At 69.5% G+C, this 14175-nt stretch carries 12 protein-coding genes; 3 read left to right on the top strand and 9 right to left on the bottom strand.

The window, feature by feature from the left end; genetic code table 11:
• Positions 1 to 74 precede the first annotated feature (74 nt).
• On the bottom strand, positions 75 to 2306 hold the full coding sequence (locus EV670_RS17170) for a patatin-like phospholipase family protein (RefSeq protein WP_130434413.1): 2232 nt from the start codon (positions 2304 to 2306) through the stop codon (positions 75 to 77).
• Positions 2307 to 2310: 4 nt separating this feature from the next.
• Positions 2311 to 3003, bottom strand: coding sequence for a glutathione binding-like protein (locus EV670_RS17165; protein ID WP_130434411.1), 693 nt, complete (start codon positions 3001 to 3003; stop codon positions 2311 to 2313).
• Positions 3004 to 3080: 77 nt separating this feature from the next.
• Here EV670_RS17165 and EV670_RS17160 point away from each other — a divergent pair, with 77 nt between their 5' ends.
• The gene (locus tag EV670_RS17160) at positions 3081 to 3827 is read left to right on the top strand and encodes a hypothetical protein (RefSeq protein ID WP_130434409.1); all 747 of its coding nucleotides are present in this window, start codon (positions 3081 to 3083) and stop codon (positions 3825 to 3827) included.
• A 63-nt stretch (positions 3828 to 3890) separates the two neighbouring features.
• Here the strand turns inward: EV670_RS17160 and EV670_RS17155 are convergent, their stop codons facing one another.
• The 3 genes from EV670_RS17155 to EV670_RS17145 are packed head-to-tail and all read right to left on the bottom strand — an operon-like array spanning position 3891 to position 7029.
• Positions 3891 to 5138, bottom strand: a complete 1248-nt coding sequence (locus EV670_RS17155; RefSeq protein WP_130434407.1) for an acyl-CoA dehydrogenase family protein — start codon at positions 5136 to 5138, stop codon at positions 3891 to 3893.
• A 30-nt stretch (positions 5139 to 5168) separates the two neighbouring features.
• Positions 5169 to 6275: a phosphotransferase gene (locus tag EV670_RS17150; RefSeq protein WP_130434405.1), complete on the bottom strand. Its 1107-nt coding sequence runs from the start codon at positions 6273 to 6275 to the stop codon at positions 5169 to 5171.
• 49 nt (positions 6276 to 6324) lie between these two features.
• Positions 6325 to 7029: a Crp/Fnr family transcriptional regulator gene (locus EV670_RS17145; RefSeq protein ID WP_130434403.1), complete on the bottom strand. Its 705-nt coding sequence runs from the start codon at positions 7027 to 7029 to the stop codon at positions 6325 to 6327.
• A 109-nt stretch (positions 7030 to 7138) separates the two neighbouring features.
• On the opposite strand from EV670_RS17145, the gene EV670_RS17140 reads away from it, so the two are divergent.
• Complete coding sequence (locus EV670_RS17140; protein WP_130434401.1) at positions 7139 to 7912, top strand: class II aldolase/adducin family protein; 774 nt, start codon at positions 7139 to 7141, stop codon at positions 7910 to 7912.
• A 72-nt stretch (positions 7913 to 7984) separates the two neighbouring features.
• On the opposite strand, the gene EV670_RS17135 is transcribed toward EV670_RS17140, so the two are convergent.
• Positions 7985 to 8701 (bottom strand): histidine phosphatase family protein, encoded by a 717-nt coding sequence (locus tag EV670_RS17135; RefSeq protein WP_130434399.1) that lies wholly within the window; start codon positions 8699 to 8701, stop codon positions 7985 to 7987.
• Positions 8702 to 9481, bottom strand: a complete 780-nt coding sequence (locus tag EV670_RS17130) for an oxepin-CoA hydrolase, alternative type (protein WP_130434397.1) — start codon at positions 9479 to 9481, stop codon at positions 8702 to 8704.
• 191 nt (positions 9482 to 9672) lie between these two features.
• Here EV670_RS17130 and EV670_RS17125 point away from each other — a divergent pair, with 191 nt between their 5' ends.
• Positions 9673 to 11670 (top strand): type IV pilus assembly protein FimV, encoded by a 1998-nt coding sequence (locus EV670_RS17125; protein WP_130434395.1) that lies wholly within the window; start codon positions 9673 to 9675, stop codon positions 11668 to 11670.
• 21 nt (positions 11671 to 11691) lie between these two features.
• Here the strand turns inward: EV670_RS17125 and EV670_RS17120 are convergent, their stop codons facing one another.
• Both EV670_RS17120 and EV670_RS17115 read right to left on the bottom strand, forming a co-directional pair.
• The gene (locus EV670_RS17120; protein WP_130434393.1) at positions 11692 to 12879 is read right to left on the bottom strand and encodes a pyridoxal phosphate-dependent aminotransferase; all 1188 of its coding nucleotides are present in this window, start codon (positions 12877 to 12879) and stop codon (positions 11692 to 11694) included.
• On the bottom strand, positions 12876 to 14147 hold the full coding sequence (locus EV670_RS17115; RefSeq protein ID WP_130434391.1) for a pentapeptide repeat-containing protein: 1272 nt from the start codon (positions 14145 to 14147) through the stop codon (positions 12876 to 12878). The genes EV670_RS17120 and EV670_RS17115 overlap by 4 nt, the downstream gene beginning before the upstream one ends.
• Positions 14148 to 14175 lie beyond the last annotated feature (28 nt).

Genomic DNA, 14175 nt, shown 5'->3' with positions numbered 1-14175 from the left:
CGGCGCGCCCATCGGGCATGCACGAATCGTGCACGGCCCGAAAAGCCTGCGCGGGGCGTCGTGCCGCGATCCCGCTACGGCTGGCCGAGGTAGAAGTAGAGCGCGCTATCGCCGCTGCCGCTGCGGCCGTAGGCCAGGTAGACCGGACCCAGCGGCGTGTCGTAGGCCACATAGAGCGAATAGCCCTGGCGCTGCGGGTTGCCGCTCAGCGTCAGCCTGGAGTCGCCGATCTTGCCGACCTCGGCCGAGGCGCCGACGTAGCCGCCGTCGAGCAGGGCCGGGCCGCTGAGGCGGTAGTTGTAGACCAGGCGGGCGAAGCGCAGCTCGGTGCCGACCAGCTGGCCGGTCTTGTAGCCGGAGAGCTGCAGGAAGCCACCGAGCGAGTGGGTCTCGTAGTCGGGCAGGTCCCTGCCATCGACACTGCCACCGGCGCGCAGGCCGAGTTGCAGCGAATGCGGCCCGCGGGCGAGCGCGGCGTTGAACAGCAGGTTGGCCTTGGTATAGGTGTCGCTGGCCCCCAGGCCCGGCTCCGAACGGTAGAGCCTGATCTCGCCGGCCATTCCCGAGCGTGGAAAGTTCGCGTTGTCGAGGGTGTCGAAGCGCAGCCGGGCCAGCACGCCGCCGAGCTCGGCGTCGGGGATCAGGACCGAGCCCGGAACCAGGCTGGTATCGGTCAGCATTCGCACGCGGCCGCGGAGCAGGCCGGCGCGCAACTCGGCGCTGGTACCCAGCGGCACGCCGAGGTCGATGCCGCCACCGTAGACCTCGCGCCGGAAGCGGGCCAGGCGCAACCCATCCTCGTCGTAGACATCGAGCGGGTCGCGCCACAGCTCCAGGCGCGGGGCGACGAACAGCCGCTGGCGCGGCGTCAGCGGCTGGTACCACTCGCTGCGCAGCAGGTCGGTCTGGCCGATCTGGATGTCGTTGCGCCACTCGGCGCCGAGCGCGTTGAGCCAGGTCCAGCGATGCGAGGCCTGCAGGCGGAAGAAGTTGTTGCCCTCGAAGTCGGACGACAGCCCGAGCCCGAAGCGCAGGTAGTTGGGACCCCAGGCCTTTTCCTCGACCTCGACCGTGAAGACCTTGCCGGTGCCGGGCTCGTCGACGATCGTGTAGTTGACGGCCTCGAAGTCGCCGCGGCCGTAGATGCGCTTGAGATCGGCGTCGGCGACCGCGGCGTCGAACTCGGTGCCGGCGCGGGTGTCGATCGCGGCCTGGATGACCTCCGGGTTGACGCGCCGGGTGCCGACGACGCGAACGTCGTCGAGCGTCTCTGCGTTGCCCGCGGCGCGCAGCACGCGCTGCTGCTGCAGCGCCGCGTACTCGGCCGGCGCCAGCGAGAGCGCCGCCAGCCGCGGCGCCAGCGCGCGCGCCGCGGCCGCGCCCTGGGCGCTGGCCTCGCCGAGTTCGTCGAAGTCGGCCGAGGAGATGTGGTCCAGCGTCGGCGTGATCAGCACGTCGTCGGGCTTGAGCTCCTTGAGCGAGCGCTCGACGTTGGCGTTGGTCATGATGCGCAGCATCTGGTCCGAGACCGAGACCAGTGACGAGATCTCCTCGCGCTTGAGCAGCGGCGTGCCGATGTTGATCGCGATCACGATGTCGGCGCCCATCGCGCGCGCCACATCGACCGGCAGGTTGCGTACCAGCCCGCCGTCGACCAGCAACCGCCCCTCGATCACGACCGGCGTGACCGCCGCCGGCACCGCCATGCTGGCACGCACCGCCTGCGCCAGGTTGCCATGGTCGATCACCACCATCTCGGAGCTGGCCAGGTCGGTCGCGATCGCGCGAAAGCGGATCGGCAACTGGTCGAAGTTGGAACTGCGTTGCAGCCGCGTCAGCCGCCGCAGCACGGCCTCGAGCGAGACGCCCGACACCGCGCCCTTGGGCAGGGCCAGCCCGTCGAGCGAGACGCCGACCTCGGGGCCGATGAAGTTGCCGTAATCGTCGACCTTGCGTCGCAGCGGCACCGCGGTGCGGTCGACGTCGCGGAACAGCGTCGCGGTCGACAGGCCGCTCATCTGCTTCTCGAGTTCCTGCAGCGACATGCCGCTGGCGTAGGCGGCACCGACGATCGAGCCGGCGCTGGTGCCGACGATGATGTCGACCGGGACCCGCAGTTCCTCGAGCACCTCGAGCACGCCGATGTGGGCGCCGCCCCGTGCGCCACCGCCGGAGAGCACGAGGCCGATCTTGGGTCGTGGCTCAGGTGCGGCAGCAGGGGTCGCCTCGGCGGCCGACGCCGGCTGGCCCCAGAGCGACAGCGAGACGGCGAGCGCCGCGAGATCGAAGCGCGGGCGCCGACGCATGGGCTCAGTGGCGCTTGTACTGCTCGCTGCCGAAGAGGATCTCGCGCTCCTTGTCGCCGGTGATCGGCTTGCGGCGATCGGCCAGCACCTCGACCCCGCGCATCACCGCCGGGCGCTTGCCGATCTCGTCGAACCAGCCCTTGAGGTGCGGGAAGTCGTTCCAGGAAATGCCCTGGTTCTTCCACGAGCGCAGCCACGGATAGACCGCGATGTCGGCGATCGAGTACTCGCTGCCGCCGAGGTAGCGGCTGTTGGCCAGCCGCTTGTCCATCACGCCGTAGAGCCGGCGTGCCTCGTTGGTGTAGCGCTCGATCGCATAGTCGATCTTCTGCGGCGCGTAGATGCGGAAATGGTGCGCCTGGCCCAGCATCGGGCCGACGCCGCCCATCTGGAACATCAGCCACTGCAGCACCTCGTACTTCTCGCGCGTGCCTTGGGGCAGGAAGCGCCCGGTCTTGCCGGCGAGGTAGAGCAGGATCGCGCCCGACTCGAAGAGACTGATCGGCCTGCCGTCCGGCCCGTCGGGGTCGACGATCGCCGGAATCTTGTTGTTCGGGCTGATCGCCAGGAACTCGTGCTTGAACTGGTCACCACTGCCGATATCGACCGGGATCGCGCGATACGGCACGCCACACTCCTCGAGCATGATGTGTACCTTGTGGCCGTTGGGCGTGGCCCAGGAATACACTTCGATCATCGCGCGGCTCCTAGCAACGATATGGACTGCGCGGCCCTTGGCAGCGCGATGGCACTCTAGTCGATTCTCCCGGTCTCATGCTTTCCTCGATCAAGCGACTTTTCGGGGCCCGTCCCGAGGCTCCGCAAGGTGACGGCCTGGTGGCCTGGGCCCAGGCGCGCGGCCATGCACTGAAGCACGTACGAGAAGGCGACGGCCTCGTCGTCGAGGGCCGCATCGAAGGCAACCCGTGGCGCCTCGAATGGGGTGCGCCACAGCGCAGCTACATCCTCGACCGCGAACTGCGCCTGCGCATGGAGCTCGGACTGCCGCCCGCGCTGCAGATGCTGGTCACGACCCGCACCTTGGCCGAGGAACTCGAGCAGGCGGCCTACGCCATGTTCACCGACGGCATGCAGACCCGGCTCGATTCCGGCATGCCCGAGGAAATGCGCTGGCTGTCGATGTTCGACAAGGTGCCGGTGCCGGCGCTCAAGGGACTGCGCAACCGCTTCCATGCGATTGCCAGCATGCCCGAGCCGCTCAACGCCTGGCTCGAGGGCGAACTCGCGCAACGGCTCGAGGTCGCCTCTACTCAGTGGCTCGGCGCCGAGGATCCCTTCGTGCTGATGACGCTGCGCGGTCGTGCCTACCTGCGCATGGAAGCGCTGCGACCGCAGGAGGCGATGCTCGACGGCGTGCTGGCGCTGTTCGACACCGCCGCCCGGCGCGCGGTCACGGTGGTCGACGAGCACGGCGCGCAACATGGCTGGCCGGCGACCATGTCGACCGCCTGGCAGAGCCAGTACCCGCTCGACGCGGCCGACGACGAGGACTCCCGCTAGGCCTGCGCCGCAAAGACAAAGGCCGCCAGCATGCCGGCGGCCTTCGTGTCGGGGCCGCGGAACCTAGCGTCGCGCGTGCTTGCCGAGTTCCAGCTTGGCGATCGCGTTGCGATGCACCTCGTCGGGACCGTCGGCAAAGCGCAGCGTGCGCGCCAACGTGTAGTAGTAGGCAAGCGGGAAGTCGTCGCACATGCCGCCGCCACCGTGCACCTGCATCGCCCAGTCGATCACCTGGCAGGCCATCGTCGGTGCCACGACCTTGATCATCGCGATCTCGGCCTGGGCGCTCTTGTTGCCGGACATGTCCATCATCCAGGCCGCCTTCAGCGTGAGCAGACGCGCCATGTCGATGCGGCAGCGGGCCTCGGCGATGCGCTCGCGGGTGACGCCCTGGTCGGCCACCGGACGACCGAAGGCCACCCGCGAAGAGGCACGCTTGCACATCAGTTCGAGCCCACGCTCGGACAGCCCGATCAACCGCATGCAGTGGTGGATCCGGCCGGGGCCAAGGCGACCCTGCGCGATCTCGAAGCCGCGGCCCTCGCCGAGCAGGATGTTGTCGACCGGCACCCGCACGTTCTTGAAGTCGACCTCCATGTGTCCGTGCGGCGCGTCGTCGTAGCCGAACACCGTCAGAGGGCGCAGGATGGTGATGCCGGGCACATCGGCCGGCACCACGATCATCGACTGCTGGCTGTGGCGTGCCGCCTCGGGGTCGGTCTTGCCCATGAAGATGTAGAGCGCGCAGCGCGGGTCGCCGGCACCGCTGGTCCACCACTTGCGGCCATTGATGACGTAGTGGTCGCCATCGCGTTCGATGCGCGCCTCGATGTTGGTCGCGTCGCTCGAGGCCACCGCCGGCTCGGTCATCGCGAAGGCGCTGCGGATCTCGCCGCGCAGCAGCGGCTCGAGCCAGCGCGCCTTGATGTCGGGCGAGCCGTAGCGCTCGATGGTCTCCATGTTGCCGGTGTCGGGTGCCGAGCAGTTGAAGACCTCGCTCGACCAGGGCACCCTGCCCATGATCTCGGCCAGCGGCGCGTAGTCGCCGTTGGACAGGCCGAAGTCGCGCCCGCTGTGGGCCGCCTTGGCGCCACCCGCGGTGGGCGGCAGGAACAGGTTCCACAGCCCCTGCTCGCGGGCCTCGGGCTTGAGGCGCTCGATCAGTTGCAGCGGCGTCCAGCGCTTGCCGGCCTTGGTGTTGGCCTCGATCTCGGCGAAGTACTCGGCCTCGGCCGGGTAGATATGCTGGTCCATGAAACGCAGCAGCTTGGCCTGCAGTTCCTGGGTCCGGGGCGAGTAGTCGAAATCCATGGCGTGGCTCCTCGTGCCTGTGTGCTTGCGTCAGCGACCGCGCTGGGCGAAGGCCCAGCCCAGCTCGGCCAGCGGCCGGGCGCCGGCGCCGGCCGCCTTGGCCTGCGCGCTCGATGCCGTACCGTCGACGACCCGCCGGGCAATGCCCTGCAGGATGCCGGCGATACGGAACAGGTTGTAGGCCATGTAGAAGTTCCAGTCCGTCACCAAAGCGTCAACGCTGGCCTGGTCGCGGCCGGTGCGCGTGCAATAGCGACGGATGTAGTCGGCCTCGCTCGGTATGCCGAGCGCGGCCACGTCGAGCCCGCCGATGCCGCGGAACGATCCGGGCGGGATGTGCCAGCTCATGCAGTGGTAGCTGAAGTCGGCCAGGGGATGGCCGAGGGTGCTGAGCTCCCAGTCGAGCACCGCCAGCACGCGCGGCTCGGTGGGGTGGAACACCAGGTTGTCGAGCCGGTAGTCACCGTGGACGATGCTGACCTGCGACTCGTCGCGCGCGCTGGCCGGGATGTTGGCTGGCAGCCACTCCATCAGGCGCTGCATCGCCTCGATCGGCGCTGGCTCGGCGCCCGGCTCGGTCGCCGTCGAGGCCAGGTACTGCTTGCTCCAGCGCCCGATCTGGCGCTCGAAGTAGTTGCCCGGTTTGCCGTAGTCGGCCAGGCCGCGGGAACGGAAGTCGGTGCTGTGCAGCGCCGCGATCACGCGGTTCATCTCGTCGTAGATCTCGGCCCGCTGCGCGTTGCTGAAGTCAGGCAGCGCCTGGTTCCACAGCACGCGGCCCTCGACGAAGCCCATCACGTAGAAGGCGCGGCCGATGATCGATTCGTCCTCGCACAGTAGGTGCATTTTCGGCACCGGCACATCGCTGCCGGCCAGGCCGTCCATCACCCGGTACTCGCGGTCGATCGCGTGCGCGCTCTGCAGCAGCTTGGCCGCCGGGCCGGGCTTGGCACGCATCACGTAGGCGCGGTCCGGCGTGACGAGCTTGTAGGTCGGGTTCGACTGCCCGCCCTTGAACTGCTCGACGGTCAGCGGGCCGGCAAAGCCGGCGAGGTGCTGTTGCAGGTAGACCGCCAGCGCTTCGGTGTCGAAACGGTGTCCGTCGGCCACGGGGCGGGTTCCGGTAAAGGCATCCATCTGCTTGCTGTCTCCGTTGCTCTGGTTGCTGCCCGCCGCGCGGCGGGACCTATCGTTCGGCGATCGCCATCAGCTTCTCGCGCGAGAGCACGACCAGCCGGGTCGGCTCCACGCGCACCGCGCCGTCGCGCTCGAAGCCCTTGAGTTCCTGGTTCACGCGCTGGCGCGACGCGCCCAGCAGCTGCGCCATGTCTTCCTGCGCCAGTTGCAGGCCGATGCGGATCTCCTCGCCCTGCGCGATGCCGTAGCTGCGCGCCAGCAGCAGGATCTGCTTGGCCAGGCGCGAGGCCAGCGGCTTGGTGTTGAGGTCCTCGATGACATCGAACATCAGCCGCAGGCGGCGACAGTTCAGGCGCAGCAGCGCCTCGTAGAGCTCGGTGTGCTGCGACAGCAGGTGCTTGAAGTCGGCCTTGCGCACCGTCAGCAGCGTGGTCTCGCCATGCGCATCGGCATCGTGGGTGCGCGGCAGGCCGTCGAAGAGCGCGATGTCGCCGAACCAGACGCCGGGTTCGCAGTAGGTGAGCGCGATCTGCTTGCCGGACAGCGATACCGAGCTGATGCGCACCGCGCCCTTGGCCACGCCGCACCAGTCCTCGGCGATCGTTCCGCGCGAGGCCAGCGAGGCCCCGTCGGGCAGGCGGCGCACGACGGCACGTGCCAGGATCGCGCCGCGCAGGCCCGGCGACAGCTTGCTGAACCAGGGACCGGTGTCGACGTGGTGCTGTTCTTCGATGGTCAGTGCGGGGTTCGGCATGATGTCTCTGGGGCGACAACGGCGTTATTGTTCGAAGCCTATTGTCCACCTCGCGCCCGAGCCGGTCCGTGGGCTCAAGCGTGGGCGCCGTGAACCAGGAGACATCGCGATGAACGCACCCGATCTGCTCATTCCCTCGCGCCAGTCCGAGGTCAGCGCCGAGGAGTGGCGCACTCGCGTCGACCTCGCCGCGGCCTACCGGCTGGTGGCGCTGTTCAAGTGGGACGACCTGGTCTTCACCCACATCACGGCGCGCGTGCCGGGCAGCGACCATCACTTCCTGATCAACCCCTACGGGCTGACCTTCGACGAGATCACCGCGTCCTCGCTGGTCAAGATCGACCTGCATGGCAACAAGCTCGACGATTCGCCGTTCCCGGTCAACCCGGCCGGCTTCACGATCCACAGCGCGGTGCACGCGGCGCGCGACGACGCGCAGTGCGTGCTGCACACCCACACGCTCAACGGCGTCGCGGTCTCGGCGCAGAAGGGCGGGCTGCTGCCGATCTCGCAGCAGTCGATCTTCGTGCTGTCGAGCCTGGGCTATCACGACTACGAGGGCGTGGCGCTGCGCGACGACGAGAAGCCGCGGCTGGTGGCCGACCTCGGCGACAAGACCTACCTGATGCTGCGCAACCACGGGCTGCTCACGGTGGGTCGCAGCGTGGCCGATGCCTGGGTCGCGATGTACTTCTTCGAGGCCTGCTGCGCGATCCAGGTGCGGGCCCAGGCCGGCGGCGAACTGACCCGGGTCGACCCGCGCATCATCGAAGGTGCCGCCTCGCAGGCACGCACGGTCACGCGCGGCATGGGTCCGGGCGAGTTGACCTGGCCGGGTCTGCTGCGGCGGCTGGATCGGATCGATCCGAGCTACCGCAGCTGAGGCCGGCCGCCGGCCTGCGCTCCCACGGGGGAAGCGCTGCCGCCAGGCGGCAAGCGTCGGGGACCACGGCGCTCAGAGCGGCGCGATGCCACGCTGGTAGAGCGCGAGCAGCTTCTCCATCGTGGTGCGCTGCTCGCGTGCCTGCAGCCACTGGGTCGGCGCCAGGTTGATCGCGCGCACGACCGCGTGGTCGTCGCCGAGATCGATCACGTTGATGCAGGCCGGCTGCTGCTCGAGCGCGCCGAAGAAGGCACGGCCGCCGGCCAGCAGGTTGGACAGCAGCGCGCGGTTGACGCCGCCGTGCAGCACCACCAGCGCGCATTGCCAGTCGGCCCGCGCGCGCCAGCGCTCGAAGGCTGGCAAGGCCCGGTCGAGCAGTTCGGCCACCGACTCGCCGCCGAGAAAGCGCTCGTGTTCGGCGCCCGCGCCGGCGCCGCCGAAGGCACCGAGAAAGGCTTGCGCGACCTGTTCCGGCGCGATGTCGGCCAGCCGCCCGCCGCGGATCTCCTGCAACTCGGGTTCGGTATCGAGCACCAGTTGCTGGCCGGCCGCGGCCAGCACCCGCTGCGCGGTCTGGACCGTGCGCGGCAGGCCGCTGACGAGCACGCGGTCGAAGCGAACGCCGCTGTCGGCAAACAGGGCGCCGGCGGCGTCGGCCTGTTGCTCGCCCTCGGCGTTGAGCGGCACGGTGTCGGGTGGCACCGGGCTGCCGTCAGCGCGGAAGTAGTCGACCGAGCCATGCCGCATCAGGTAGAGCCGGCGGCGGGTGGGGGCTTGGTAGCGGGTCATTCAGCGGAAATTCGGGGCGCGCTTGTCGAAGAAGGCACGCAGGCCTTCGCCGGCGTTGGCATGGAACAGGTTCTCGACGAAGTGGCTGCGCTCGAGGGCAAGGTGATCGGTGAGTCCGCCGTCACGCGCGCGATTGACCAGTTCCTTGGCGCTCGCCACCGCGTTCGGTGCGCATTGCGCGATCCGGGCTGCACTGGCCAGAGCATGCGCGAGAGCCTGGCCCGGCGCTGTCACCTCATTGACAAGACCGAAGGCCAGCAATTGCTGCGCCGTCAGCGTCTCGCCGAACAGGATGCTCTGCATCACCAGCGGGCGCGGCAGGGCGCGCGCCAGTTGCCAGCTGCCGCCGCCATCGGGCGAGAGGCCGACGCGACCGTAGGCCATCGAGAAGCGCGCATCCTCGGCGGCGACGGCCAGATCGCAGGCCAGCACCAGCGAGAAGCCGGCGCCGGCGGCAGCACCTTCGACGGCGGCGATCACCGGCTTTGGGAAGGCACGCAGTGCCTCGACGAACTGGTGCAGGGCATCGATGCTGCGGCGCTGCGTATCGGGCCCGAGTTCGCGATTGCGCGTGAGCCGCTGCAGATTGCCGCCGGCGCTGAAGTGCGCGCCATCGCCGGTCAGCACGACGCTGCGGATCTCGGGGTCGCCCTCGGCCACGCCGAGCGCCTCGACCGCGGCCGCCGAGATCTGCGGCGACAGCGCGTTGCGTGCCCCGGGGTCGCTGATCGTGAGCACGAGGCAGTGCTCGCGGCGCTCGGTTCGCAATTCGGAACTCATGGCTTCGGGTGTTGTTGAGGCCGCGTTGACCCCGCGGGCGGGGGGCTGTCGCGAAGAATTGTGTCATGCGTCACGCGCACCGCGTCGGGCCCGTGGCGGACGCTCTACAGCACGTCGCGCGGTGCCCGGATCCGGGCCGGCCGCGCACTGCCTTCATGCTAGAGTCATTTGAGCTTGGACCAACAAGACGCATGAATCGCCCGCCCGGTCAACGCGCAGCAGCACCGCACCATCGACTGAAGCCCCTGTTGGCGGCGTTGGCCTGTATTGCCGTTGGTCATGTTCATGCACTCGGTCTAGGCCAGTTGCCGAGCCAGGCGACGCTGGGCCAGCCGCTCGACCTGTCGATCCCGATTCGCCTCGACGACAGCGAGACGCTCAGCACCGAGTGCATCAGCGCCGACATCCACTTCGGCGACAACCGGCAGCAGCCGGGCGTCGTCAGCCTCGCGCTCGAGCCGGCGCTGCCGGGTGCCAGCGAGCGGGTGCTGCGCGTGCTCACCAATACGCGCATCGACGAACCCTACGTGACGGTCGAGTTGGCGCTCGGGTGCCAGTCCAAGGTTGCGCGTCGCTTCACGCTGTTTGCCGATCCGCCCTTGTTCACCCCGCCGGTCGGCGCGACCGCCGGCGTTGCGTCGCGCGCCACCGGGCCGAACGAGGCGGCGCGTGCGGTGGCGCCCGCGGCGGTGGCGCCAGCGCAGCCCGCTGTGCGTCGGGCGCGGCGTGCAGCGGCCAGCGACGATCGAGGCACGCTGGCAGCCACGGGGGGCGTGCCTGCGGCACCTGCCGCGGCCGGCGCGCGGCCCGGGTCGCGCACTGCCGCAGCGGCTCCCTCGGGCCCGCGGCTGCAGTTGACGCCGCTCGATCGCAGCGCGCGTCCGGCGCCGCGCCAGGAGCGTGAGTCGAGCCTGGCCGCCGAGGCTGCTGCCAGTGCGGAGGCCGAGGCGCGCCAGGTCGCAGAAGCGGCCAGCGCCGCCGAGCAGGCCCGGAAGGACCGGACCCGGGTCGAGCAGCTCGAGGCCTCCCTGCAACGGCTGCGTGCCGAGACCGCGCAAACCCAGCAGACCATGCGTGGTCTGCAGGCGCAGGTGCAGTCGGCCGAGGCCGCGCGTTTCTCGAACCCGCTGGTGTTCATGTTGCTGTTCCTGATCGGCATGCTGCTGCTCGGCCTTGTCTGGCTGTGGCGGCTGCGCATCCAGGACCGCGCCGCGGCCGCCTGGCTCGGCGACGCGACGCGGGAGCGCGAGCGCAGCACCGAGGTCGACACCGCCGAGGCGATCGCCTTCGCGCCGGCTTCGTTGCCGACGGCGGCACTCGAGGCCGCCGAGGCTCCCGCCGTGCGTTCAGCGGCAACCCGGGCTGGCGAGTTCGACGCCGAGACCACCCAGGTGCTGCCGCGGTCGTCGCCGCCGGTGGCCACTCTCCAGAGCAGCGAGCCGGCCCGGCGAGCGGTCTCGGCCGAAGAGCTGATCGATCTCGAGCAGCAGGCCGAGTTCTTCATCGTGCTTGGCCAGGAAGAGGCCGCGATCGACCTGCTGATGGGGCACCTGCGCAGTACTTCGGGAACGAGCCCGCTGCCGTACCTGAAGCTGCTCGAGCTCTATCGCAAGCGCGGCAACCGGCGTGAGTACGAGCGCGTGCGCGAGCGCTTCAACATGCGCTTCAGCGCCTATGCGCCGGACTGGGAACTCGATCTCAACGACGGCCGCGCGCTGGAGGACTATCCGTCGGTGATCGGCCGGTTGCAGGCGCTGTGGCCGACCCCGTCGCGTGCGCTCGAAGTGTTGCAGCTCACGCTGGCGCGACCCGAGGGTGAACCTCAGGCGAGCGAGAGCTTCGAGCTGCCGGCGTACCGCGAACTGATGCTGCTGTACTCGGTGGCACGCGAGCTGGCCGAAGGCGAGCCGATCGACACCCGCAGTGGTGTCGACCTGTTGCTGCCGATCGGCGATGAGCTCGAACCGATCAGCCTCGAATGGAGGGAGCCGGTCGTCGAACGGCTGACGGCGACGGCGGCCGTCCCGGCGCAGCCGGGCGCGCAGCAGGCACTTCATGTCGACCTGCCGCTGGACCTGCCGCTGCCGAGCGCGGTCGAAGCGGCTGCCGCGCCGGTGGCGTTTCGCAGCACGACGATCGAAGAGCTCGGCGACGACGACCAGCCTTCCGAGGCCGGGCGGACGCGCTAGTCCCGCCGCGCTGCCGCGGGACTAGGAGCGCCGGTCGCCCAGCGTGGCCAGCCGTTCCAGTGCGCTGTCGAGCGTGGCCTCGCGTTTGGCAAAGCAGAAGCGCACCAGCTGTTGCTCGAATCCCTCGGCATAGAAGGCCGACAGCGGAATGGCGGCCACGCCGATCTCGGTCGTGAGCCAGCGGCAGAAGTCCTGCTCGCGCATCGAGGCCATCGGCTCGGGCAGGCCGCCGTAGCGAACACACTGGAAGTAGGTGCCGCTGGCCGGCAGCAGTTCGAAGGGCGTCCTCCGGGCCAGCCCGGCGCGAAAGTGATCGCGCTTGGCGGCGTAGAAGTCGGGCAGCGTCTCGTAGGGCGCCGGGTCGCTCAGGTAGGCCGCCAGCGCGTGCTGCATCGGCGTGTTCACGGTAAACACATTGAACTGGTGCACCTTGCGGAACTCGGCCGTCAGCTCGGCCGGTGCCGCGACGGTTCCGACCTTCCAGCCGGTGACGTGGAAGGTCTTGCCGAAGCTCGAGATCACGACGCTGCGCGCGGCCAGGCTCGCGAAGCGGGAGGCGCTCTGGTGCGCCGCGCCGTCGAAGACCATGTGCTCGTAGACCTCGTCGGCGATCAGGATCACGTCGGTCGGGGCCAGCAGCGCCTCGAGCGCGCGTATCTGCTCCGCGCTCCAGGTCGCGCCGCTCGGGTTGTGCGGGGTGTTGACGATGATCGCGCGGGTGCGCGGCGTCAGCGCCGAGGCGATCGCCGCGAAGTCCGGACTGAAGCTGCCCGGCGTCAGCGCCACCGGCACCATGATGCCGCCGGCCAGCGCGATGGCCGGGCCATAGCTGTCGTAGCAGGGCTCGAGCACGATCACCTCGTCGCCCGGATGCACCAGGGCCAGGATCGAGCTCAGGATGGCCTGCGTGGCACCGGCGGTGATGGTGATCTCGCGATCGGGGTCGTAGCGGTGGCCGTAGAGACGCTCGATCTTGGCGGCGACCGCCTCGCGCAGCGCCGCAACGCCGGGCATCGGCGGGTACTGGTTGTGGCCGGCCGCCATCGCGGCCGTGACCAGGTCGACCAGGCGCGGGTCGCAGTCGAAGTCGGGGAAGCCCTGGCCGAGGTTGACCGCACCATGCTGCTGCGCCAGCGCGCTCATGGTGCTGAAGATCGTGGTGCCGACGGCCGGCAGGCGGCTGGTGAGGCGAGGCTTGGTGGCGGTCATGAACGAGCTTGCTGCAACGGGTTGGGATCGGGAGGGGGCCCTGGAGGCTGGTGCCGGGTCGACGCCGGGCCTGCTTCGCGCACCGAGTTGCACCATGCCGCGACGCGTCTGCGGATCTCGGGGTGGTTTGGCCGGGCCAGGTCCACATCGGTGATCACGTGGCCGACGTCGCCCAGCGCGAAGACGCCGTCGATCACGCCGCGCTCGACCAGGAACAGCGTCGGCAGTCCCGCCATCGCGGCCATGCCGGCTTCCACGTGGTTCCAGGTCGTCGGCAGGGCCACGTGCTCCACCTCCCGCGCTTCCTCGGTGCCGGCGCGCCAGACGCCCTTGCTCACTTCGAGCTGCCGAAAGCCGAGCACCAGCGCGCCCGAGCAACCGCTCAGCACGCGCCGGACTTCCGAGACGGCGCCGACATTCGGATAGTCGCTGCGGTCGACGGTCGCCACATCGATCTGCTCAGCGTCGAGGAAGGTCGTCACCTGGCGCACGAACTCCTGCTGCAGCACGCTCAGCGTTCCTGGCTTGCTCAGGAAGATCTGCGGACGATCTGCCGCGCGCGATTGGGTCGACGCCTCGAAGACCTCTGGCCCGTTGTAGACCCCCGTCTTGTCGACGAGCTCTGCAATCTGCGGCGGGACGTTGCGCGCGTGATCGAAGTTGGCGCCCGTCAGCCGGGCGCCCTTGAACTCGGCACCGAGCAGGTCCGCCCCGAAGAACATGGCCTCGCGCAGGTCGGCCCCCCTGAAGATCGTGTTGTGCAGGCGTGCCTGGTAGAAGACGGCGCGCGACGCATCCGCGCCCTTCAGCGAAGCCGCGGAGAGGTCCGCACGGTAGAAGTCGGCGCGACTCAGCTTCGGCGCCTTGCCGCCGTCCTTGCGACCCAGGTACGCGTTCTGCAGGTTGGTGCGCTGCAGGTCCGCGCCTTCGAGAGACGGGGCGTAGAGCAGCCCGTCGGCGAGCAGCTTCTGGAAGTTTCCGGGCTCGGTTTCGCGCAGCAGCGCGACGATCACGTCGACGGCCTCGCGGGCATACGGCATCCTGCCTTCGCCGAGTTCGGTTTTCGGATCGAAGAATCGCCGCAGCAGGATCGCGCCACCCAGGCGCTGGCCTTCAACCGACGAGGACAGCGAATCGACCACCGTGCGGAACGCCGTCTGGGCCGCGAGCTGCTTGTCGCGGAACGACAGGTACTTGAGCACGCCGATCACGGCGCCGAGCAGCACGCCGAGGGCCGTGACGAGCGTTCCGATGTCCTTGAGGTCCAACGCCGTGTCCTCCGAGAGTGCGTCCGAT

This window comes from Rivibacter subsaxonicus (assembly GCF_004217215.1).
GTDB lineage: Bacteria > Pseudomonadota > Gammaproteobacteria > Burkholderiales > Burkholderiaceae_C > Rivibacter > Rivibacter subsaxonicus.
This window is presented reverse-complemented; position numbering and strand designations above follow the sequence as displayed.

What these genes read in the sequence shown, in the direction of transcription:
- EV670_RS17170 (WP_130434413.1), bottom strand. Translation starts at nt 2,306, where the DNA reads ATGCGTCGGCGCCCGCGCTTCGATCTCGCGGCGCTCGCCGTCTCGCTG.
- EV670_RS17165 (WP_130434411.1), bottom strand. Translation starts at nt 3,003, where the DNA reads ATGATCGAAGTGTATTCCTGGGCCACGCCCAACGGCCACAAGGTACAC.
- EV670_RS17160 (WP_130434409.1), top strand. Translation starts at nt 3,081, where the DNA reads ATGCTTTCCTCGATCAAGCGACTTTTCGGGGCCCGTCCCGAGGCTCCG.
- EV670_RS17155 (WP_130434407.1), bottom strand. Translation starts at nt 5,138, where the DNA reads ATGGATTTCGACTACTCGCCCCGGACCCAGGAACTGCAGGCCAAGCTG.
- EV670_RS17150 (WP_130434405.1), bottom strand. Translation starts at nt 6,275, where the DNA reads ATGGATGCCTTTACCGGAACCCGCCCCGTGGCCGACGGACACCGTTTC.
- EV670_RS17145 (WP_130434403.1), bottom strand. Translation starts at nt 7,029, where the DNA reads ATGCCGAACCCCGCACTGACCATCGAAGAACAGCACCACGTCGACACC.
- EV670_RS17140 (WP_130434401.1), top strand. Translation starts at nt 7,139, where the DNA reads ATGAACGCACCCGATCTGCTCATTCCCTCGCGCCAGTCCGAGGTCAGC.
- EV670_RS17135 (WP_130434399.1), bottom strand. Translation starts at nt 8,701, where the DNA reads ATGACCCGCTACCAAGCCCCCACCCGCCGCCGGCTCTACCTGATGCGG.
- EV670_RS17130 (WP_130434397.1), bottom strand. Translation starts at nt 9,481, where the DNA reads ATGAGTTCCGAATTGCGAACCGAGCGCCGCGAGCACTGCCTCGTGCTC.
- EV670_RS17125 (WP_130434395.1), top strand. Translation starts at nt 9,673, where the DNA reads ATGAATCGCCCGCCCGGTCAACGCGCAGCAGCACCGCACCATCGACTG.
- EV670_RS17120 (WP_130434393.1), bottom strand. Translation starts at nt 12,879, where the DNA reads ATGACCGCCACCAAGCCTCGCCTCACCAGCCGCCTGCCGGCCGTCGGC.